21 protein-coding genes are annotated in these 21,676 nt (G+C 63.3%); 10 read left to right on the forward strand and 11 right to left on the reverse strand.

The genetic code is table 11. The features are described from left to right. Nucleotides 1-18 precede the first annotated feature (18 nt). From PPGU16_RS38640 to PPGU16_RS38665, 6 genes are all read left to right on the forward strand, one after another. Nucleotides 19-330, forward strand: coding sequence for a hypothetical protein (locus tag PPGU16_RS38640; protein ID WP_180726063.1), 312 nt, complete (start codon nucleotides 19-21; stop codon nucleotides 328-330). 148 nt (nucleotides 331-478) lie between these two features. Next, complete coding sequence (locus tag PPGU16_RS38645; protein WP_180726064.1) at nucleotides 479-1,096, forward strand: glutathione S-transferase family protein; 618 nt, start codon at nucleotides 479-481, stop codon at nucleotides 1,094-1,096. 62 nt (nucleotides 1,097-1,158) lie between these two features. After that, nucleotides 1,159-3,231 (forward strand): 2Fe-2S iron-sulfur cluster-binding protein, encoded by a 2,073-nt coding sequence (locus PPGU16_RS38650; protein ID WP_180726065.1) that lies wholly within the window; start codon nucleotides 1,159-1,161, stop codon nucleotides 3,229-3,231. Nucleotides 3,232-3,337: 106 nt separating this feature from the next. Beyond that, nucleotides 3,338-4,243 carry a LysR family transcriptional regulator gene (locus PPGU16_RS38655; protein ID WP_180726066.1) on the forward strand — a complete coding sequence of 302 codons (906 nt, stop codon included), beginning with the start codon at nucleotides 3,338-3,340 and terminating at the stop codon, nucleotides 4,241-4,243. Between the two features lie 33 nt (nucleotides 4,244-4,276). Further along, nucleotides 4,277-5,116, forward strand: a complete 840-nt coding sequence (locus PPGU16_RS38660; protein ID WP_243460708.1) for an AraC family transcriptional regulator — start codon at nucleotides 4,277-4,279, stop codon at nucleotides 5,114-5,116. A gap of 60 nt (nucleotides 5,117-5,176) precedes the next feature. Continuing rightward, complete coding sequence (locus tag PPGU16_RS38665) at nucleotides 5,177-5,683, forward strand: GNAT family N-acetyltransferase (protein WP_180726068.1); 507 nt, start codon at nucleotides 5,177-5,179, stop codon at nucleotides 5,681-5,683. A 2-nt stretch (nucleotides 5,684-5,685) separates the two neighbouring features. Here the strand turns inward: PPGU16_RS38665 and PPGU16_RS38670 are convergent, their stop codons facing one another. The 7 genes from PPGU16_RS38670 to PPGU16_RS38700 all read right to left on the reverse strand — a co-directional run bounded on the left by PPGU16_RS38670 (nucleotide 5,686) and on the right by PPGU16_RS38700 (nucleotide 13,058). After that, on the reverse strand, nucleotides 5,686-6,528 hold the full coding sequence (locus tag PPGU16_RS38670; protein ID WP_180726069.1) for a MipA/OmpV family protein: 843 nt from the start codon (nucleotides 6,526-6,528) through the stop codon (nucleotides 5,686-5,688). Continuing rightward, a complete protein-coding gene (locus tag PPGU16_RS38675) occupies nucleotides 6,528-7,418 on the reverse strand; it encodes an alpha/beta hydrolase (RefSeq protein WP_180726070.1) in 891 nt (296 codons plus the stop codon). The genes PPGU16_RS38670 and PPGU16_RS38675 overlap by 1 nt, the downstream gene beginning before the upstream one ends. A gap of 5 nt (nucleotides 7,419-7,423) precedes the next feature. Beyond that, entirely contained in the window at nucleotides 7,424-8,266 is an 843-nt protein-coding gene (locus tag PPGU16_RS38680) for a DUF4118 domain-containing protein (protein ID WP_180726071.1), read from the reverse strand. 361 nt (nucleotides 8,267-8,627) lie between these two features. Beyond that, nucleotides 8,628-9,794, reverse strand: a complete 1,167-nt coding sequence (locus PPGU16_RS38685; RefSeq protein WP_180726072.1) for a branched-chain amino acid ABC transporter substrate-binding protein — start codon at nucleotides 9,792-9,794, stop codon at nucleotides 8,628-8,630. Nucleotides 9,795-9,951: 157 nt separating this feature from the next. Beyond that, nucleotides 9,952-10,968 carry an IS30 family transposase gene (locus PPGU16_RS38690; RefSeq protein ID WP_180722129.1) on the reverse strand — a complete coding sequence of 339 codons (1,017 nt, stop codon included), beginning with the start codon at nucleotides 10,966-10,968 and terminating at the stop codon, nucleotides 9,952-9,954. A 33-nt stretch (nucleotides 10,969-11,001) separates the two neighbouring features. Then, nucleotides 11,002-12,369, reverse strand: coding sequence for an amidase (locus tag PPGU16_RS38695; protein WP_180726073.1), 1,368 nt, complete (start codon nucleotides 12,367-12,369; stop codon nucleotides 11,002-11,004). A gap of 5 nt (nucleotides 12,370-12,374) precedes the next feature. After that, nucleotides 12,375-13,058, reverse strand: a complete 684-nt coding sequence (locus PPGU16_RS38700; RefSeq protein ID WP_180726074.1) for a DUF2848 domain-containing protein — start codon at nucleotides 13,056-13,058, stop codon at nucleotides 12,375-12,377. Nucleotides 13,059-13,245: 187 nt separating this feature from the next. On the opposite strand from PPGU16_RS38700, the gene PPGU16_RS38705 reads away from it, so the two are divergent. The 3 genes from PPGU16_RS38705 to PPGU16_RS38715 all read left to right on the forward strand — a co-directional run bounded on the left by PPGU16_RS38705 (nucleotide 13,246) and on the right by PPGU16_RS38715 (nucleotide 17,439). Next, the gene (locus tag PPGU16_RS38705) at nucleotides 13,246-14,190 is read left to right on the forward strand and encodes a LysR family transcriptional regulator (RefSeq protein WP_180726075.1); all 945 of its coding nucleotides are present in this window, start codon (nucleotides 13,246-13,248) and stop codon (nucleotides 14,188-14,190) included. A 31-nt stretch (nucleotides 14,191-14,221) separates the two neighbouring features. Beyond that, the gene (locus PPGU16_RS38710; protein WP_180726076.1) at nucleotides 14,222-14,764 is read left to right on the forward strand and encodes an ureidoglycolate lyase; all 543 of its coding nucleotides are present in this window, start codon (nucleotides 14,222-14,224) and stop codon (nucleotides 14,762-14,764) included. Between the two features lie 248 nt (nucleotides 14,765-15,012). Next, nucleotides 15,013-17,439, forward strand: coding sequence for a glucose/quinate/shikimate family membrane-bound PQQ-dependent dehydrogenase (locus tag PPGU16_RS38715; protein ID WP_180726077.1), 2,427 nt, complete (start codon nucleotides 15,013-15,015; stop codon nucleotides 17,437-17,439). Between the two features lie 3 nt (nucleotides 17,440-17,442). On the opposite strand, the gene PPGU16_RS38720 is transcribed toward PPGU16_RS38715, so the two are convergent. Together PPGU16_RS38720 and PPGU16_RS38725 are read right to left on the reverse strand one after the other, a co-directional pair. Beyond that, entirely contained in the window at nucleotides 17,443-18,753 is a 1,311-nt protein-coding gene (locus PPGU16_RS38720; protein ID WP_180726078.1) for a chloride channel protein, read from the reverse strand. A gap of 92 nt (nucleotides 18,754-18,845) precedes the next feature. Continuing rightward, entirely contained in the window at nucleotides 18,846-19,265 is a 420-nt protein-coding gene (locus tag PPGU16_RS38725; protein WP_180726079.1) for a MarR family winged helix-turn-helix transcriptional regulator, read from the reverse strand. 202 nt (nucleotides 19,266-19,467) lie between these two features. On the opposite strand from PPGU16_RS38725, the gene PPGU16_RS38730 reads away from it, so the two are divergent. Next, nucleotides 19,468-20,529 (forward strand): class I SAM-dependent methyltransferase, encoded by a 1,062-nt coding sequence (locus PPGU16_RS38730; protein ID WP_180726080.1) that lies wholly within the window; start codon nucleotides 19,468-19,470, stop codon nucleotides 20,527-20,529. Nucleotides 20,530-20,589: 60 nt separating this feature from the next. Here the strand turns inward: PPGU16_RS38730 and PPGU16_RS38735 are convergent, their stop codons facing one another. Continuing rightward, the gene (locus PPGU16_RS38735) at nucleotides 20,590-20,823 is read right to left on the reverse strand and encodes a pentapeptide MXKDX repeat protein (RefSeq protein ID WP_180726081.1); all 234 of its coding nucleotides are present in this window, start codon (nucleotides 20,821-20,823) and stop codon (nucleotides 20,590-20,592) included. 69 nt (nucleotides 20,824-20,892) lie between these two features. Then, nucleotides 20,893-21,669, reverse strand: coding sequence for a molybdopterin-dependent oxidoreductase (locus PPGU16_RS38740; protein ID WP_180726082.1), 777 nt, complete (start codon nucleotides 21,667-21,669; stop codon nucleotides 20,893-20,895). Between the last annotated feature and the right edge of the window lie 7 nt (nucleotides 21,670-21,676).

Here is a 21,676-nt window from a genome sequence, read left to right on the forward strand (position 1 = left end):
CACGCAAGAGGTCAAACCATGCAGCATGTCTGGCTCTTTCTCGCCGGAGCACTTCTGTGCAATAGCGTCCCGCATCTGTCGTCCGGCCTGCAAGGGCATCCGTTTCCCACGCCTTTTGCGAAACCGCACGGCGTCGGTGAATCGTCACCCCTGGTCAATATCCTGTGGGGATTCGCGAATCTTGCGCTGGCGCTCCTGATTACCTCGCATCACTGGGACGCGGCTCGCATCGTTCCGGATGCCACGGTCATGCTGCTGGGCGCGCTGGCGATCGGTATTTTCCTTGCGCTTCACTTCGGCAAGGTGCAACGCGACAAACGGGCGCCCTGACACCATTGTTCTCGGGCGTCCGGCCACCGTTCTCGTTTCGAGAAGTATCAATTGACCTGGCGAGGGATTCTGCAGCGAAGGCAGCGTCCCTAGACTTTGCATCAAGTGATCGGGATGTCCCAGTCACATCTGACCAAAGGAAACCGCCATGAAGCTCTACTACCACCCGTTGTCCGGCCACTCGCACCGTGCTCGCCTGTTCCTGTCGCTGCTCGGCATCGAGCATCAGCCGATCCAGGTCGATCTCGCCGCCGCCGAGCACAAATCCGCCGAATTTCTGAAGCTCAACCGCTTCGGCCAGGTGCCGGTTCTCGTCGACGGCGACACCACGATCTCCGATTCGAACGCCATTCTGGTGTACGTCGCCCGCAAGTTCGGCAAGACCGACTGGCTGCCGCAAACGCCCGCCCTGGAAGCCGCCGTGCAGCGCTGGCTGTCCGTGGCCGCCGGCGAGATCGCCTTCGGCCCGGCCGCCGCGCGACTGATTACCGTGTTCGGCGCAAAATACAACGCGGAAGAGCTGATTGCCCGCGCGCATCGCATCCTCAAGCTGATCGACGAAGAACTGGCCGGGCGCGAGTTCATTGCGCAAGCGCATCCGACGATCGCCGACGTTGCGCTGTACAGCTACATCGCGCGTGCGCCGGAAGGCAACGTCGACCTGTCGTTCTACCCGAACGTCAACGCGTGGTTGCGCCGCATCGAGGCGCTGCCTGGCTTCGTCGAATTCCAGAAGACCCCTGTCGGCCTCGCCGCCAACAGCTGAGCGCGTCAGTAAGCGGGAAGCCCAATGCGCGGCTTTCCCGGCTTTACGCCTGGAGGCACATCATGAGCACGGTATCGACGGATCAAGGGTCGCCCTGGCACGCAGGCGAACTGGCGCTGCAAGAGAAAGTCGGCGTGGCAGCGAAGATGCGGGAACTCGGCCGCCGCGTGGTCCGCGACTACATGCCGGATCAGCACCGCACGTTCTACGGACAATTGCCGTTCATCGTGGCGGGCGCCGTGGCCGACGACGGCGACGTATGGGCGACGCTCGTTGCCGGTCAACCAGGCTTCATGCAGTCGCCGAGCGGGAAGATTCTGCACATGAACGTTGCCGCCGATCCGCATGATCCCGCATCCAGCGGCTTTCATGAAGGCGCGGCAATCGGTCTGCTCGGGATCGAGTTGAACACGCGCCGCCGCAATCGGATGAACGGTCTGTTGCGGGACGTGACAGCGCAGGGTTTCGACGTCAATGTCGTGCAGAGCTTCGGCAACTGCCCGCAATATATCCAGGCCCGCGATTTCGAATTCATCCGCGACCCTGGTGTGTTCTCCGATGCCGCGCCCACGGAGTTCGACGGCCTGACCGGCCACGCCCGCGCGCTGATCGAAGCAGCGGACACGCTGTTCGTCGCGTCCTACGTGGGCGACGGCGAGCAACGCCAGGTCGACGTGTCGCATCGCGGCGGCAAGGCCGGCTTCGTCCGTATCGGCGACGACGGCCGGCTGACCATTCCCGATTTCGCAGGCAACCTGTTCTTCGCGACACTCGGCAACTTCCTCGTCAATCCGCGCGCCGGGCTGATATTCGCCGACTTCGAAACGGGCGATGTCCTGCAATTGACGGGCGACGCAACCGTCGATCTCGACTCGCCCGAGATCGCCGCGTTTCAGGGCGCGGAGCGGCTGTGGCATTTCACGCCGCGGCGCATCGTCTATCGCAAGGGCGCGCTGCCGCTGCGGTGGAAGTTTCAGGCCAATGGCTGGTCGCCGAACTCGCTGATGACAGGTAGCTGGGACGAAGTGACGAGCCGCCTGAAGGCCGCCGAACTGGCGAATGCATGGCGGCCGTTCAAGGTGACGAACGTCGTCGATGAAAGCTCGGTGATCCGTTCGTTTCACCTCGAACCCGTGGACGGCGCGGGGCTCATTCCCCACATCGCCGGTCAGCATCTGCCGATCCGCGTCACGCTGCCCGGTCACGACAAGCCGGTGATCCGGACTTATACGCTGTCGACGGCGCCCGCCGACGGTCTCTACCGGATCAGCGTGAAGCGCGATGGACTCGTGTCGTCGCATCTGCACGACACGCTGCGGATAGGCAGCATCATCGAAGCGCGTGCGCCCGCCGGCCAGTTCACGATCGACGCTTCCGAGCGCCGGCCCGCCGTGCTGCTCGCTGCCGGCGTCGGCATCACGCCGATGCTCGCGATGCTCAGGCATATCGTCTACGAAGGGCTGCGCAAGCGGCGCGTGCGCCCGACATGGTTCTTCCAATCGGCGCGTTCGCTGAAAGAGCGCGCGTTCAGCCGGGAAATCGAACGTCTCGCGGCATCGGCGAACGGCGCGGTGAACGTGGTGCGCGCGCTGACTGACACCAACGGCGCGCGAGAGGGCAAGGACTTTGACGTGGAAGGCCGGATCGACGTTGCGCTGCTGTGCGACACGCTGCCTTTCAACGACTACGACTTCTACCTTTGCGGACCGTCGTCGTTCATGCAGTCCATGTACGACGGCTTGCGCGACCTCAACGTCGCCGACAACCGTATTCATGCCGAGGCGTTCGGACCGTCTGGGCTGCAACGCAGAAAAGACGCCGCCGCCGTCGCCGGTCCCGCACGCGTCGCAGCGGAACAACCCGTCCCCATCGCGTTCGTCAAGTCGGGAAAGGAAGCGCGCTGGAGTCCGGGCAGCGGTACGTTGCTGGAACTCGCGGAATCGCGCGGACTGAATCCTGAATTCGGTTGCCGGGGCGGCAGTTGCGGCACCTGCCGAACGCGCATCGTGGAGGGTGCGGTCGCATACACCATGACGCCGGAATTCACGGTGCCCGACGACGAAGCGTTGATCTGTTGCGCCGTGCCCGCCAATGCGGAGACGGGCGGCGGAGACCGTCTGCTGCTCGATCTGTGAGGCAGGCCGCGCGCGGAGGGGGGCGAATCACTGATATCCTTGACGCTCGCTTGCCCGTCGCCTCCCGGCGGGCGCCTCTATCACCTTCCCGTTCATCTGCGCAGACATGGACAGGCTCCAGGCAATGAACACCTTCGTGACCGTGGTCGAGACGGAAGGCTTCGCGTCCGCGGCGCGCAAGCTCAACGTGTCGCCGTCGGTCATCAGCCGGGTGATGAACGAGCTCGAAGAACACCTTGGCGTGCGGCTGTTGACCCGCACGACGCGCGTCGTGCGCATGACCGATGCGGGCGCCACGTTCTTCGAGGATTGCCGCCGCATCCTCGCGGAAATCGAGGTGGCCGAGCTTTCCGCTGCTGGCGCGAACACCACGCCGCGCGGCCAGCTGACCGTGACGGCGCCTGTGCTGTTCGGCAAGATGTATGTGACGCCCATCGCTCACGACTATCTGACGCGCTATCCGGCCGTCAATCTGAACTGCTGGTTTCTGGACCGCGTCGTGAATCTCGTCGACGAAGGGGCGGATGTCGCAATCCGGATCGGCGAGTTGCCGAATTCTTCGTTGCAGGCGATCGCCGTCGGCAAGGTGCGCCGCGTGTTGTGCGCGTCGCCCGCTTATCTGGACGCGCATGGCGTGCCGAAACATCCCGACGATCTCGCCTCGCACGTCACGATCCAGGCGACAGGCCTCACGTCCGCGCCCGAGTGGCGCTTTCGCGTGGACGACAAGCCGCTGACGGTGCCGATCCAGCCGCGTCTCGTGACCACGACCAACGACTCCGCGATCTCGGCGGCAGTGGCGGGGTTGGGCATCGTACGCCTGTTGTCGTATCAGGTCGCGCAGGAACTGGCGGAAGGCACGTTGCGCGCCGTGCTGGCCGATTACGAGTTGGCCACGTTGCCCGTTCATGTCGTCCATCGCGAAGGCAAGCATGCGAATCAGAAAGTACGCGCCTTTCTCGATCTCGCAATCGAAACGCTCAGGGCGAAGGCTTCGCTCTGGCATGCGTAGTTCGCGCCGCTTGCTCGACTCATGACACGCACGATGTCCCGTTCCACTCACAACGAGCATGCGCAGTATGGCTATGTCGACGGCACGGGTATCGAAGTGCTGCATGCCCGGTTCGAGCGCCATCGGTTCACGGCGCATGCACACGACACATGGGCTATCGGCGCCGTACTACGCGGCGCAAAGGACTCGATGACGAGTGCACGGCATCCGTCGATCGTCAGTGCCGGCGAGGTGTACGCGATCCCGCCGCACATCGCGCATGCGGGCATGTCCATCGGCGATCAAGGATGCGAATACGTGATGCTCTACGTGCCCGATGCCGAATGGCGCTTGCAGTGCGATATTCACGGTGTGTCGCCGCACGCGTTGTCGCAGCCCGTGAAGATGCGCCACGCGATGGCTCCATTCTCGCAGTTCGCTGCGCTGTCGATGCAAAGCCCCCGCCTATCGTCGGCATGGCCGGACGAATGGGCGCTGTTGTGTGAAGCCGTGCTCGGTTCGATGAACGATCGGCATGCGTCGGCGCAGTCGTCTTCGATTGTCGCCGACCGGCGTGTGCGCGACGCGCAGACCTATTTGCAGGCATTTTCCGGCCGTAACGTGTCGCTCGACGAACTGGCGCGCGAGGCGTCGCTCTCGGCGTCCGAGTTGTGCCGCCGCTTTACGGCGGCATTTGGGCTGAGTCCGCATCGTTACCAGCTCGTGCTGCGTCTGAAAACGGCAAAGCAGTTGTTGCTGGATGGCATGACGCCTTCCGCCGCTGCCGCCGCAACCGGCTTCGCCGATCAGAGCCACCTCGGACGCCACTTCAAGGCCGTGTTCGGCGTGACGCCGGGCGCCGTCGCGCGGCGAAACAGCGCAAAAACGTTCTAGATCGCATCCTGCACGACGCATAAGGTAGTGCCTCGCACATTTGCCCGAGCGCACTTTCCTATGCACATCGCCACCACACTCCCTCGCATCGCCACCTTTCAGGACTCGTTCACCGACGAGATAGTCGGCTTGATCCTGCATATCCAGAATGACGAAAGCAAGGTCGGCATATCGATCGAGGATCAGCCCGAGCTACTCGATATCGATCGATACTTCATCGCGAAGGGCGGCGGTTTCTGGATTGCGCTCGACGCCGAAGACCGTGTCGTCGGCACGATCGCTCTGCAGATCGAGACGGCGACGGTTGCCGTGCTGAAGAAGTTCTTTGTGTCGGCGGCGTGGAGAGGCGCGGGGATGGGATGCGCATCGCGCCTTTACGACACGCTGTTGGCGCATGCGAGGCTCAAAGGCATCGAGACGATCCTGCTCGATACCCCTTCCGTTTCGACGCGCTCACATGCGTTTTATCGACGTCAGGGGTTTCGGCAGATTGCGGCTGGAGAGTTGCCCGTCAAGTACGCGTATCCGGATCGGGATTCGTTGCTGTTCAGGCTGGATCTCGCCTGAGATCAGAAACGGTAATTCACCGATGCGAGCGTATTGAGTTCGCTGCGACGCTCGGTGATCGGGCTCGCGGCGGCGTAATGCTGCAGACGTCCGAGCGTCACCGCGACCGAGGTGGCCCAGTGCTTCGAAATGTCGTAGCTGACGTAGCCGTTCAGATGCACGTCACGAATGCCTGCGCCCGTGTTATAGGCAGGCAGCCCGGACGCTGCGCTCTGCTGGCTCGATACGCCGAAGAAAGTTCGCGTGTACTCCGCATCCGCCCAGGTGAAGCCGGGGCCGATCGAAAACAGCCAGCCTCCAACGGGCAGCGACGCGTAAAGGTCGGTGACGACGGTCTTGCCTTGACCATGTCCGGCGATGTCCTGATACAAGGCCACGGACCCGGTGAACATCCACACGGTGTAGTCGGCGAACAGCTTCAGTTTCGGGCCGCCGTCGACGTTACCCAGTCCATGCAGATGCGGATCGTCCTTTTCCTGGCGCGACTGGAAATCGAAGCTGAGCGCAGCGCCGACGTGATAGTCCTCGCTGCGCAGCACGTTCAGCCCCAGCACATCGGGACCTTGTGAGAACACGCGGTCATCGTAAGCGATGTCGAGTGCGGGATAGGGAAAAAAACGCAGTTCACGCGAGCCGGGATACAGCGGCGTGATGACGACGCCTGGCCCGACGCCGATCTTCCATTTGCTGGCGGGCTGTGCTGTCGCGTCGGTTTGCTGCGAACCTGACGAAGAGGGAGGCGGCACGTCGTCGGCCCATGCGCCCGCTGCGTGGAGCATCAACGTCATTGAAGCGGACACCATGGCAGCGCATGTCGCCGCCTTGAACGAATGCTGCTTCGCCATCACGCGCGCCCTTTGCCCATCGCTGCAAGCTGCCGCAACCGGCGCGCAAGCGCCTTCGACACCACGGGCTTTCCGCCCGCATCGCCCGTACGGCTCGTGATTTCGCTTTCGCGCAGGAACAGCGCGGTCTCGCGCGCGACGATCTCGCGCTCGTTGTCGGATGTAATCATGTGATACGAATCGTCGAGCCAGATGGTGCGCAAGAACGTCGAGCCAATCGACGACGCCACGAAGCGCGGATTGCGCGGACTCGAGGTCTCATCGTCGATTGCGTGGATGATCAGGCAGTCGTTGCGGATCGCGCGCACGTGCGAGCGCACGCTCGCCGCAAGCCGGCTGGCCTCGTGCAATGCGGGCAGCGAGATCGTCGACGGGCCGACTTCGCTGAAGTCGTCGCGTTCCATCGCGCGGGCGATCTTGGCCCGCAATGCGTCGTTGCGCAGCCCATACGGCGCCGATTCGCGGTAGCGATAGCGCGAACGCAACGGCGAGTAGTACGCCCAGTTCAGCAAGAAGCGATACCACGGAATCGCCCAGCCGTCATAGGCGAGCGTCAGCGACAGCAGCGCGACGGCCTGTGCCTGCGGGCGACGGTGCACGAGCGCGAGCGACAGCGCCGCGCCGATAGAAAGCCCGCAGATCGACACGCGCTCGTAGCGCGCGGCAAGCGCATCGTATTCGCGCGTTGCCGCATCGAGCCACTGCTCCATCGCCTGCTCTTGCGAGCCGGCCGTGTAGCCGTTGAGCACGGGCACGCAGGTCGTGAAGCCTTCGTCGTTCAGAAAGCGCGCGAGGTAGCGCAATTCCAGCGGCGAACTGGACAGGCCATGCAACATCAGCACGGCGTGGCCGTCGCCTTCGTTGAAGATAGTCCGGACGGAAGTTTTCATGGGTGTTACTCGCCGATGCGCAGCACGAGGAAATCGCCCGCGTGCGTCGTGAAGCGCTCGCAAACACAATCGACGAGTTGCGCAGCGCTGTCGCCCGTCTCGCATTGCATGCCTGTCGATGCATGCAGCGCGGCAGCTTCGCACGCGCGCAGCCGCACGCGATGCGAGCCGGGCCACAGTGCATTCGAGAGGCGGCGAATATCCTCCGGTTCGACATCGTCGAAGCGAGGACCCGGCGCGATCTCGGCTGGTGGCAGCGTGACGGCGAGGACGCCCGCCACGGCGTCGCGCGGGCTGCCCGCGTCAGTGCCGTTGGTCCACTCGGGTGTGCGCTCGAGTGCCTGGATCAGCACGAACTGCTTGCTGTGTTGCGAGAGATGACGCAGCAGCCTGTGCGTTTCATCGACGGCGCGGCGCGCGAGCATGCGATCGTTGTCGTGGCGCAGCAGCATCTCATAGCGCGACTGCGCAACCGACGCAATCAGCTCCGCGCGAAACTGCGCGCGCCGCAGCCTTTCGACCAGCGTGATGAAGATGAGCGCAACGAGCGGAAACGAAACGATGAACAGCACATCGGAGCGATCGATAAAACCGAGCACTGCGTAAGGCGGCACGAACAGATAGTCGGCGATGCACAGGCCGGCCAGCATCACGGTGAGCGCGGGCGCGAGGCCGAAGTAATACTCGATCAGCACGGCCGCGACGCTGAACGCCGTGCCCGGCATGACAGGACCCAGCAGCGGGTGCAGCAGAAGACGCACGCCACTCGCGATACAGAGTGCGGCTATCGCGGCAATCCATCGCCGTGCCCCGCGAGGCGCCCAGCGACGGGCATTTTGAACTTGCATGAAATGTTGTTTGCCGGACTACCGGACACTCTTCACTTGCGGCCGATGCGACCTGGGTGGGCAGACTAGTCTAAGAAAAGTCTCGAACGGTCCGAAAGATAGCACACGTAATACGCCGTAATACTTGGACTTTTCCGAGTTTCGGCATTTATACGACGCCCGTGGTAGCGGTTTATGCGCGCCAACGTTTGCGCAGGGCGGTGATAGCACGCCTGAACTTTCAGCCTCCTGCCGATTGCCTTTCTGATGCGTAATCTTCGATCCGTACCTCCCCGAAAGTACGGATGCCATAAAAAGTGGTTGTCGACCGTTGCCGGTAACGAAGCGGTAATTTTTATCCGCGCAATGCGCGGATTCGATCTCACATGCGGATCACATCCATCACCGTCTTTTTCTTGTCCTTGAACTGATAGATCGTGATGGCGGCATCTTTCAGATCGCCGTGCGTATCGAATGCGATTTTGCCGATCACGCCGTCATACTGCGTCACGGGCATGGCGGCCAGAACTTTGGTCCGCTCCGTCGAATTGGCGCGCTTCATCGCATCGTAAATGACGTAGACGGCATCGTAGGCAAACGGTGCGTACGCATCGATCGGCACCTTGTAGCGCGCCGTGTAGCGACGATCGAACTCCTGTCCCTTGGGCATCTTCGACAGCGCGAGTCCCGCTTCCGAGCACACCAGGTTGCCGATCGCGTCGCCCGCAAGGCTCACCATCTTGTCCGTGCATGCGCCGTCGCCGCCGAGCACGCTCGCCGTCATGCCGAGATTCGCGGCCTGCTTCACCAGCGGTCCGGCCGTCGCATCGGAGCCGCCATACATGATGACGTCGGGCCGCAATCCCTTGATCTTCGTGAGGATCGCGCGGAAGTCAGTGGCCTTGTCGTTGGTCGCTTCGCGCGCGACGATCGTGCCGCCGTTCGCCTTCGCCGCTTTCACGAACTCGTCGGCAAGCCCCTGTCCATAGGCCGTCGAATCGTCGATCACGGCAATCCGTTTTGCGTGCAGCGAATTGAGCGCGTAACGCGCGAGCGCCGGTCCCTGCAGTGCATCCGTTGCCACGACGCGAAACGTCGTCTTGTAGCCCTGCTGCGTGTAAGCGGGGTTCGTCGAACCCTGTGAGATCTGCACGACCTGCGCTTCGCTATAGATACGCGACGCGGGAATCGACACGCCCGAATTGATATCGCCGACCACGGCCACCACGCCGTCGTCGACCAGCTTCTGCGCGACCTGGGTTCCCGTGCGCGGGTCGGCGGCATCGTCCTGCGAGTCCAGTTGCAGACGTACCGGCTTGCCGCCGATCACAGGGTGCTGACTGTTGATCTCATCGACCGCGAGGCGCGCAGCGTTTTCGCTGTCCTTGCCCATGTTTGCGAGTTGCCCGGTGAGCGGCGCCGCGTGGCCGATCAGCACGACAGCGGAAGCGGCATCGGCGGCATGCGCGGATGTCTGGATAGCGGCCAGCGCAACGACACCGGCTAGAGAGCGGAAAGTTTGATTCACGGGCTGCCTCACTTGGGTCATGAAATGCGGTGATGAAGAAGAAGCGCGGTATTGAGTTGATTGCGCCTGAAATCCAGTATTCGTTCGCCGTAATTGCGCGTCCAACGAGAAATTTCTTTTGCTGCCGATAAACAAACCTTATGCGGGGCGGTTTCAAATGTGAAGCGCAACACAATGCCTAGTGAACGGAATTATCAGGTTGAGAAGCAAGTGCAAGCATGGTGGCGAAGACTTCGAACGGCGAGTGGAAAGCGTGTGTGGCACGTGGCCGGCTGTTGAGGCTGTCAGCGATGCCATCAAGGTCGTCCTGGCTGTAGACCGAGAGATCTGTGCCCTTGGGCAGATACTGGCGTAGCAGACCATTGGTGTTCTCGCACGTGCCACGCTGCCAGGGGCTGTGAGGGTCGCAGAAATAGACCTTCACACCGGTCGCGGCAGCGAGCTCCTGGTGGCACGCCATTTCCTTGCCCTGGTCGTACGTGAAGCTCTGTCGTAGCGGCGCAGCGATGGAATTCAGTTTGGCAGAGAAGCCCGCGAGTGCCGAGGCAGCTGTCGCATCGTCCATGCGGGCAAGCAGCACAAGGCGGCTGGAGCGTTCGACCAGCACGCCCACGGAAGAGGCATTGTTTGCACCCTTGATGAAGTCGCCTTCCCAGTGGCCCGGCATCACGCGGTCGTCCACCTCGGGTGGGCGCACATGAATGCTGACCATATCTGGAATCTGACCGCGCCGGTCTGTGCCTCGACTTCGCGGCATGCGATCGCTGCGATGGTGGCGCAGACAGGCGACGAGCTGGCGACGCAGTTCCCCATACGGACGAGCGTAGATAGCCGTATAGATGGTCTCATGCGAGACCCGCTGGGACGAATCATTCGGGTGCATACGTTTGAGCGTACCTGATATCTGCTGAGGCGACCATTTCCAGTCCAGCAGCGTGAGGACGATGCGCCATGTAACACCCTGCGGATCGAGCTTGGCGGGGCGCCGGCCAGCCACACGTCGCGCCACGCTTAACGCCTGGGCCGGCACCGAAGCATAGCGGTCAGGCCCGCAGTTGCGAGCCAGTTCGCGACTCACCGTTGCAGGTGAGCGCCCAAGCATACGGGCCATGGCCCGTATGCTTGAACCCTGCAGATGCTGGCTGGCAATCGTCAGCCGCTCTTCAGGCTGGAGTTGTTGGTATCGTTTTTCCATAGCAACACCTTATATGAGGCGGGGTGTTGCACTTCAAACTTGAGAACTCGCGGTCACCACCGTCTCGCCATGCCGCAGCAACACTTCGACGCTGCGCGCTATTGCGAGGACCGAGGCATCGGCAAGCGCAGGCCCGCAGATCGACAGGCCGACGGGCAGTTCGCCTTCCCGATGGCAAGGCAGCGTCAACGCGCAGCCGTCCATGAAGTTCACGACAGCGGGATTGCGCAGCACCTTCGCATTCGTCGACGAGAACGCCTCGTCGTCGCTTTCGACGCTCGCAATAGCAGGCGGCACGATGGCGACAGTCGGCATCAGCCAGGCATCGAATCTCGCCAGACGGGCTCGCGTATCGCGCACGAAGCGCTCGCGCGCGGCAAGCAGGTCGATATAGTCGGCGGCGCTGCGCCCTTCTCCCGCACGCAGCCGCTTGAGCACGCGCGGGTCGTACGCATCGGCATCGCGCGCGACGTGCTCGCGATGCCACGCCCACGCCTGCGCAGCCGTGATGCCCGCCAGCGGATAGCGGCCCGCCACCTCATGCAACTCGGGAAACGCAAAGCGCTCCACCGACGCGCCCGCGCGCCGCAACATACCGATCGCGCGATTGAACGCGGTGCTGACGGTCTCGTCGAGATCGTCGGCCACATAGTCGGACGTGACACCCAGCCGAAGTCCCGCGAGCGCGCGTGGCGCCGTGTCGAGCGCCTGGCCCGAGACGATGCCGTCGATCAGCGCGCAACAGTCGACGCTGCGCGCAATGGGCCCGATCGAATCGAACGACGTCGACAGCGGCACGGTGCCGTCGAGCGGCACGCGCCGCGCGGTCGGCTTGAATCCGACCAGTCCGCAGAACGCGGCAGGGATGCGCACCGAGCCGCCCGTGTCGGTGCCGAGCGCAGCGGCCACATGACCGAGCGCAACGGACACAGCGGCGCCTGAACTGGAACCGCCCGCCAGACGCTTTGCATGAGCGGGATTCAGCGGCGTTCCGTAGTGCGGGTTCAGCCCGAGGCCGGAGAACGCGAACTCGCTCATGTTGGTGCGGCCCACGAACACCGCGCCCGCCTCGCGCAAGCGCGCAACGGCGGCGGCGTCTCGCACGGCAGGCGCGGCGTCGCGAAGTATGCGCGAGCCCGCTGTCGTCACCTGCCCTTTGATGTCGAACAGATCCTTCACGGAAACCGGCACGCCCGCCAGCGCGGAAGGCACATAGCCGCGCTGGCGAAACGCGTCGCTGCTGGAGGCCGCTTCGCGCGCCGCCAGCCGGTCGATATGCGTGTAGGTCGATCCGCCTCGCGCGAGGTCGGCATCGATAGCCGCGAGGCTCGCGTCGAGCAGTTCGCTTGCCGACAGGCTTCTGCTCGCGAGCGCCTTGCCGGAATCACGAAGGGTGCGCATCGCGGTCACTCCGCATGCGCCAGCGCATCGACGCTGTAGCGATGCCGCAAGCTGCGTCCAAGCACAGGATCGTGCAACTCCAGTTCATACGCGCCCGCGGATGTCAGCGCGCCGAGCACGGGCTGCGTGCCGCAGAACAGCACGGTCTCGGGAATCATCGACGTCGAACCGAACGCGCGCCAGATCAGCGGCTCGGGATGCATCAGCCGCGCAAGCGTGCCTTCCTGATAACGGATGCGCTCGCCGCTCGCATCGATACGCCAGCTGCGCGCGATCAGCGCGTCCCAATGCGCGGCCACGTCCGCATAACGCCACAGCGTTGTGCCGAGCGGCTTCGCGCACATCTGCTTCGACACGGCAACGTCATAGCCCTCGACCTTGCGGTCCGTGTGATCCGAACCGATGCCGACCAGCAAGCCGTCCTCTTGCGTCTGGATCAGCACGACTTCCACTTCGCCCGACGAATGCTCGCCGATCACTTCGATGCTGTCCGCCGTCGTCAGCAAGGCGGCCGCGACTTCATAGAAGCATGGCACGCTCGACGGCCGGCGCACGCCGATCGCTTCCAGCTCGCGAATATGATGCTCGACCTCCGCATGGTCCCGTCCCGCCCACCCCGCAATCACGAGACGGCTCGCGCTCACTTCGACCGGCAATCCGCCTTCGATTTCGCATGACACTTTCTTCATCGCAACGTCCTCTGGTTTGACAGTGTGTTTGCCCTTTCATCGACGGGCATCTGTTGCAAAGTTTTGGCGCGCGCCGCAGGCGTGTCCAACAAATTAAAGTTGTCGCGCGGTGGAAATTTTTCTTGTCACCCAAGGCGGGACGCGGCGCTACACTGAGCCATTCGTGCTTGCCTCGTCAGGGTTGTGAATGAATCTGCGATTTCTGGAAACCTTCGTCTGGCTGGCGCGGCTGCGCAGCTTCCGCCTGACGGCCGAGCGGCTGCACGCGACCCAGGCGGCCATTTCGAGCCGCATCTCCGCGCTCGAACAGGAACTCGGCGTGCGGCTGTTCGAGCGCGGCTCGAAGGAAGCGACGCTCACGCAGGACGGCAGCAAGGCGCTGCCGTTCGCCGAACAGATGCTGAAGCTGAATCAGGCGATGCTCGCGAGTGTCGGCGATCGCTCAAAGGTGTCGGGCCTGCTGCGGCTCGGCGCGATCGAGTCGATCGTGCATACGTGGCTGCCCGATCTGCTCAAGCGCATCCGCGACGAATATCCGAATCTCGTGATCGAACTGACCAGCGACACGTCCGCAAACCTCTCCGCGCAACTGGCGAACGGCCATATCGACGTGTCGTTTCAGACGACGAGCGTCGCCGGCGCGGACATGACGAATGTTCCGCTCGGCAGTCTGCCGATGCGCTGGATGGCGAGCCCGGCGCTCAACTTGTCCGCGCAGGCGCTGACCGAAACCGAACTGGCCGCGTATCCCGTGATCAGCTTCGCGCGCCATTCGCCGCCGCATGAGTTTCTGACGGGCCTGTTCGCGGCCAGCGGGGACGTGCAGGTGCAGATCAATTGTCTGTCGTCGGTGGCGGCCATCATCCGGCTGGTGGTCGACGGATTCGGCATTGCCGTGCTGCCGCCCGCGTTCGTGATGCGCGAACTCGAAGCAGGCCAGTTGCAACTGCTGCAAGTCACGCATCGCGTGCCCGCGTTGCCGCTGGTCGCCGCGTACCGGCGCACGCCCGACAGCCTGCTTGCCGAGTCGATCACGCGCCTCGCGCTGAACGTCGTGCTCGATTTCAGCCTGAAACATGGGCCGGAGTTCGCGCTGTTCCCGCCATCGGACGACGCCATCTCGCCTGCATGACCGATCCATTCATCAACACGAGTACGCCGATATGCTGACTACGCTCTCCATTCCAATCGAACCGCTCGAAGCAAATCGCTGTGAACCGTACGGCTGGATGCTCGGCAAGCCTGTGCGCACGGACGGCGACGCGCCGGCGTTCGTCAGCCCGGCCTCGGACTTCTGGCGCGAGCATCTGTTCGATACGGGCACGGCGGGCGAAACCGAAATACTCTGGGTCGTGTACCGCAATCGCAGCGCAGAGATCTCCGCGCTCGAACTGCATCGGCTGACGCAACAGGCCATCGTGCCGTTGACAGCGCCCGTCGTGCATATCGTGGCGACGTCGCTTGAAGACGGCGAGCCGGACCTCAATTCACTGCGCGCATTCGAGATTCCCGTCGGTAAAGGTCTTTGCATGCGGCCTGACGTCTGGCACGCGACGCGTGTCACGAACACAGAGTCCACCTGCCTCATGCTGACCCGCCCTTCGACAACCTACGATCTCGTCGTTCATCTGAAGACGGGCGCGCCTGCTTGCGAAAGCGTCATCAGGCCGATCGATACGCGCACGCTCGAATTCAGCGTGGCCTGAATGGGCGCGCGTGCGATCGCACGCATCACCCCTCTCGAAAGTTTCGTGTAATGACCTCGGGCTTGCGATGTATCAGGACAGGGTGCACGATGAGTCGCGTCAGCAGGACTCATGCGCCGCATGCTAGCGCATTGCCTTCCGCAATGATTCACTTCGCATAAGCGATCAGGTCCGCATGTTGCTAGGCGATACAGCTTGAGCGTCGCACGCGCAACGCGCCGTGAAGCACGAAACAGGAGGCCTACAGCATGAACAACGAGAGCAAAGCGAACATCTCCAAAGGCCCGTCGAGGGACACGTCGCCGCCCGTCATCGCATGGCTGACGATTCTCTTCGCGCTGCTGGCAGGTCTGTATCTGCTGACAGGCGGCATCTGGCTCGTCATGATGGGCGGCTCGCCTTATTACATCGTTGCCGGCATCGTTCTGCTTGCCGTCGCATGGCTGATCTATCGCGGCAATGGGCTGGCGTTGTCGCTCTATGCGCTTCTGCTGATCGGCACGCTGATCTGGGCTGTCTTCGAAGCAGGTTTCGATTTCTGGGCGCTCGCGCCGCGCACCGATATCCTCGTTCTGTTCGGCATCTGGCTGCTGTTGCCGTTCGTCTTCCGTCTATTCGATGTGTCGGCGCGGCGCGGCGGCGCCGTTGCGCTCCTGGTGTGCCTCGTTCTTACGGGCGTCGCGCTCGCGTATGCGGCCTTCAACGACCCGCAGGAGATCAACGGCAAGGTCGTGGACAACGCGGCCGTGTCGCCGGCGCAACCCGACGCGCATCCCGGCGACTGGACGGCATACGGCCGCACGCAGGCGGGCACCCGCTATTCGCCGCTCACGCAGATCAACCAGGACAACGCGAAGGACTTGCAGGTCGCGTGGACCTTCCAGACGGGCGACAAGAAAGGCCCCAACGATCCCGGTGAAATCACTGACGAAGTGACGCCGCTCAAGGTCGGCGACATGCTCTATCTGTGCTCGCCGCACCAGATCCTGTTCGCGCTGGACGCTGCGACAGGCAAGGAAAAATGGCGCTTCGATCCGGGCCTGAAAACCGACCCGAGCTTCCAGCACGTGACCTGCCGCGGCGTGTCGTATCACGAGACGGCGGCTGCCGCCGCCGCAAAAGACGAAGCTGCGCGAAGCGCGTTACCCGCATGTGCGCGCCGCGTGATCCTGCCCGTCAACAACGGCCATCTGTTCGAAGTCGATGCCGCAACGGGACAGCGCTGCGCTGGCTTCGGCAGCAACGGCGACCTCGACCTGCAACATCTGCAACCGGTGACGACGGCGGGGCAGTACGAGCCGACCTCGCCGCCCATCGTCACCGACAAGATCATCGTCATGGCGGGATCGGTGACGGACAACTACTCGACCCGCGAGCCGTCCGGCGTAATACGCGGCTTCGACGTCGAAACGGGGCAACTCGTGTGGGCGTTCGATCCAGGCTCGGCCACACCGAACGCCATTCCCGACGACCAGCACACGTTCACGTTCAATTCTCCCAACTCGTGGGCGCCCGCCGCCTACGATGCGAAACTCGACCTCGTCTATCTGCCGATGGGCGTGAAGACGCCCGACATCTGGGGCGGTGATCGCACGCCGCTGTACGAGCGTTACGCGAGCGGGTTGCTGGCGCTGAATGCATCGACGGGCAAGCTTGCGTGGTTCTATCAGACGGTGCATCACGATCTGTGGGACATGGACCTGCCCGCACAACCCACCATCGCCGATATCACCGACCGCAGCGGCAACGTCGTGCCCGCGATCTACGCGCCTGCCAAGACGGGCAACATCTTCGTACTGGATCGCCGCACGGGTACGCCGATCGTCCCCGCGCCCGAGCAGCCCGTGCCGCAGGGCGCGGCCGAAGGCGATCATGTGTCGCCGACACAGCCGTACTCGCAACTGACCTTCCGTCCGGCGAAGAACCTGACGGGCGCCGACATGTGGGGCGCCACGATGTTCGATCAGCTCGCATGCCGCGTGATGTTTCACCGGCTGCGCTACGAAGGTCCGTTCACGCCGCCGTCCGAAAACGGCACGCTCGTGTTTCCGGGCAATCTCGGCATGTTCGAATGGGGCGGTCTCGCCGTCGATACCGACCGGCAACTCGCCATCGCAAACCCGATCGCGCTGCCGTTCGTCTCGAAGCTCATCCCACGCGGGCCGCACAACCCGATTCAGCCGCCTGAGAACAGCCAGGGCGGCACGGGCACGGAAGCGGGCATCCAGCCGCAATACGGCGTGCCGTTCGGCGTGGAGCTGAACCCGTTCCTGTCGCCGGTCGGCTTGCCCTGCAAGCAGCCCGCATGGGGCTACGTCGCAGCGCTCGATCTGAAGACCAATCAGGTGGTGTGGAAAAAACGCATCGGCACCGTTCGCGATAGCGCGCCCATTCCGCTGCCGTTCAAGATGGGCATGCCGATGCTGGGCGGCCCGATGACGACGGCAGGACACGTGTTCTTCATCGGCGCGACGGCCGACAACTATCTGCGCGCCTACAGCACCGATACGGGCGAGGAGCTATGGCGCGCGCGGCTTCCCGCTGGCGGCCAGGCCACGCCGATGACCTATGAAGCGAACGGCAAGCAGTACGTGGTGATTGCTGCGGGCGGACACGGGTCGTTCGGCACGAAGCTCGGCGATTACGTGATCGCGTATGCGCTGCCGGACAAATGACGCTCACTGCTTTGCGATGTACCGCTGCGCCAGCGCTTCATAAAGCGGTGGCGCAAACAGCTTCGACACCTGGCTGGAGATGAGCGCGGTCGCCATCAGCGACAGCACGAGCGCGTGTCCGTTGATCATCTCGATGACGATCACGAACGCGGTGATCGGACTCTGCGTGACGGCCGCGAGATAGCCGACCATGCCGAGCGCGATAAGCATCGGCAGCTGCATTTGCCCGAACACCAGGTGCAGTGCGTTGCCGATGCCCGCGCCGATCGCCAGCGATGGCGCGAACAAGCCGCCCGGCGCCCCGGGCAGATACGATCCGACCATCGACGCCATCTTCAGCAGCGGATAACTCGCGCCAAGCTGCGAATTGCCTTCCAGCATGCCGCGCGCTTCGGCATAGCCGCTGCCGAACGTCTGACCGCCCGCCGCGACGCCGATCACCGCAATGAAGAGACCGCACGCCGCACCGAATGCAACCGGATGCGCCTTTCTCCACGCTACGAGCCGCGCGGGCATCCAGCGATCGGTATTCAGCAGCAGCCAGCAGAACGCGCCGCCTGCCACGCCCGTCACGACACCCAGCATCACGACGGCGACCGCGAGCAGATCGGGAAAATGCCCGTCGATGTCGATCGTGCCGAAGTACGTGTAGTTGCCTTGTAAGCCCAGCGAGACGATGCCCGCGAAGATGATCGCCGTAATCAGCACCCCGCTGGTTCGCGTTTCGAAACTGCGCGTCAATTCTTCGATTGCGAAGACGACGCCCGCCAGCGGCGCATTGAATGCAGCGGACAATCCCGCCGCCGCGCCCGCCAGCGCGAGCTTGCGCTCCAGGCCTTCGCCGCGCAGGCTGCGCAAGCGCGCCGGATAGAAGCGCCGCAGGCTGAACATCAGCGCGGCGCCGACGTGGATGGTCGGCCCTTCGCGTCCGATGGTGAACCCGCCGAGTATCGACAGAAACGACACGGCGATCTTGCCCACCAGAATGCGCATGTTCAGCAGACGCGGGCCGAGGTCGCGCCCTTCGTGCAGCGTCGCGATGACTTGCGGAATGCCGCTGCCTTCGGCGCCCGCGAACCAGCGCCGTGTGATCCACACACCCAGCGCCGCGACCGCGGGTGTGAGCACGAGCGGCAGCCAACGGAACTCCGTCGTGTAGCGCAGAAAAGCGTCGTAGCCGAAATCGATCAGCCGCGCATACATAACGGCGACCAGGCCGGTCGCGACTGCGCCGAGCCAGAACACGCCGTAATGCAGCCAAAGCCGCCTGGCGCGCAGCAACGCGCGTCGGTCGAGAAGTACGGGAATGCGCATCGGGGCGTCAGTGTGACCAAGACAAAGTAAGGCACATTGTGACATAAATGCGCGATCCTCCGTTTCGACGCGTGCAGCCCCCGCGCGAATGGCTATTCGTCAGCGTCGCCGAACACCCAGCCAAACGAGCCGTAATGCGCCTTGTGCTCGGCTGCGAGCTTGAGCAGGCAGCGCTCGCCCTTCGGCGTCAGATGCACCTGCACCTGGCGGCGATCTTCGGCGTCGGGCTTGCGCGTCACGAGACCGGCCGATTCGCAACGCGACACGAGCGCCGCCGTACCGTTCGGCGCGGCCTGCAGACGCTCCGCCAGTTCGCCGACGGTGGCCCACTGCCGCCCCTCGAAACCGCGCACATGCAACAGCAGCTGATACTGCAGCGTCGTAATGCCCGCCGCGTTCGAAATCTCTTCCGACACGCGCAAGAACTTGCGCAGCTCGTAACGGAATACCGACATCGCTTCCAGATCCTGTTTGCCCGGAAGGTCACGTTTGGACTGTCTGCTTGAACTCATCTGAAGTCCTGGAGAATTGGATGAATACACCGTGATGTCGCGGATCATACACACACGGTTAGATCGCCCGTTGTCGCATCGACTTTGCCTTTCATCTGTCTTTTCACTATCTATACTTTGCATGGGCGAAGTCGGCGAAACGCAAGCCTCGGCTGACGCGCTTTTCGTCATATCAATTCTGCCTTCTTCCGGGAGGTGGCACGTGCAATACGACGAACAGAAAGTGCAGGACTTCATGGTGCGCATGGTCGGAGAGTTCGGCGCGGTCGCGTCGGCGCCGCTGATCGCGCTGGGCGACCGGCTCGGCCTGTACAAGGCGATGACCGAACAGGGCTGGATGACCTCGGAACAGGTCGCCGAACGCGCCGGCCTCGCCGAGCGATACGTGCGCGAATGGCTGGCGGCGCAAGCCGCGTCGGGTTTCGTCCGCTACGATGCCGACACCGCCCGCTACCAGCTCGAAAACGAAATGGCGATGTGCTTTGCGGAAGAAGGCAGCCCGACGTTCATCCCGGGTTTCGCCGACTGCGCCGAAGCAATGTTCCGCAGCCTGCCGAAGCTCGAAGCCGCGTTCCGCACGGGCCTGGGCGTCGGGTGGCATCAGCATCATCCATCGCTGTTCACGGGCACCGAGCGGTTCTTTCGTCCGGGCTATGCGGCGCATCTGGTCGACGAGTGGATTCCCGCTCTGAACGGCGTCGAGGCGGTACTCAAGGGGCGCGGCGCGAAAGTGGCGGACGTCGGCTGCGGCCACGGCGTTTCGACGATGCTGATGGCGCAGGCCTATCCGGATGCGACCTTCGTCGGCTTCGACTATCACGAACCGTCCGTGCAGCGAGCCCGGGACCTCGCCGATGAATCGGGTCTCAGCGAGCGTGTCACGTTCGAACTCGCGAGCGCACAACAATATCCGGGAAACGACTACGATCTCGTCGCATTCTTCGATTGCCTGCACGATATGGGCGACCCGACGGGCGCGGCAGCCCATGTGTTGCAATCGCTGAAGCCCGGGGGCTCGTGGATGATCGTCGAGCCCTTTGCGAACGACCGGCTCGAAGACAATCTCAACCCGATAGGGCGCGTGTTCTATTCGGCATCGACGATGATCTGCACGGGCGCGTCGCTGTCGCAGGAAGGCAGAAAAGCGCTTGGTGCGCAGGCGGGGGAAGCGCGGCTCAGAGAGGTCGTGATGGCGGGCGGCTTCACGCGTTTCAGGCGCGCGACGCAAACGCCGTTCAATCTGGTTTTTCAGGCACAGGCCTGAACGGGCAATACGGAATCAGCCGGGCGCGGTCACACGCCCGGCTTGCGTGGTCGCGCAGACTTACTGCGACATCGCGCCCGATGCGGGATGATCCATGCCCATCGCGTCGTGCTTCTTCATCTTGTTGCTCTTCTTCATCGAATCGTGCGACATGTTATCCTTTTTCATCGCGTCGTGCGACATGCTGTCTTTGCTCATCGCGTCGTTTGCCATTGCGCCGCTTGCCTGCGCGAATGCAGCCGTCGTGCCCATGGCCATCGCTGCTACCACTACTGCCGTCATCAGTCGTTTCATTGCTCATCTCCTTCGTGGGTTAAAAGTGGCATCCGGCATGACCGGCACCAGAAAAAGCACTGCATACGCTCAGGAACCGCCGAACCAGTTGTAGCCCTGGTCGACCCAATAGCCGCCGGGATAGGTGTTGGTGACGAACATCTCGACGATATGCTTCGGATTCTTGTAGCCGAGCTTGGTCGGCATCCGCAGCTTCATCGGATAGCCGTATTTCGCGGGCAAACGCTGGCCGTCGTACTCGAACGTGAGCAAGGTCTGCGGATGCAGCGCCGTCGGCATGTCGATGCTTTCGTAGTAGTCGTCCGCGCAGCGAAAGCCGACATACTTCGCGCTCGTATCCGCGCCGACGCGGCGCAGAAACTCCGAGAACGGCGTGCCGCCCCAGCGTCCGATTGCGCTCCACCCTTCCACGCAGATATGCCGCGTGATCTGCTCCGCGTGCGGCAGCGCGTACAACTCGGGCAGCGTCCACACGCGTTGCCCTGTCACGAGGCCGCTCACCTTCAGCCGGTAGTCGCTGCCGTTCACTTCGGGCACGTCGTCGATGCCATAGAACGCATTGAACGGAAACGGCCGCGTGAGTTGCGCTTCGGTGTAGGTCGGCGCGAGCTGGTGCGGATCGAACAGGAAGGCCTGCGCGCGATCGTTCAGCCGTGAGACGGCAGTCAGAAACGCGTTAACCGATTTGTCGTCGGTGATCGAGCAGCCTGTGAGCAGCGACAGGCCGCCCAGGGTCAACAGGCGCTTGCCGAACAGACGGCGCGAAGGCATGTCGAGTTCGCGGCGCGCATCCGCGAGAATCGCTGCGCGGTCGAGCTTCATGATGGGTTTGTCGTTGGGCTTCATATCGTGT

Source organism: Paraburkholderia largidicola, assembly GCF_013426895.1.
Classification (GTDB): Bacteria; Pseudomonadota; Gammaproteobacteria; order Burkholderiales; family Burkholderiaceae; genus Paraburkholderia; species Paraburkholderia largidicola.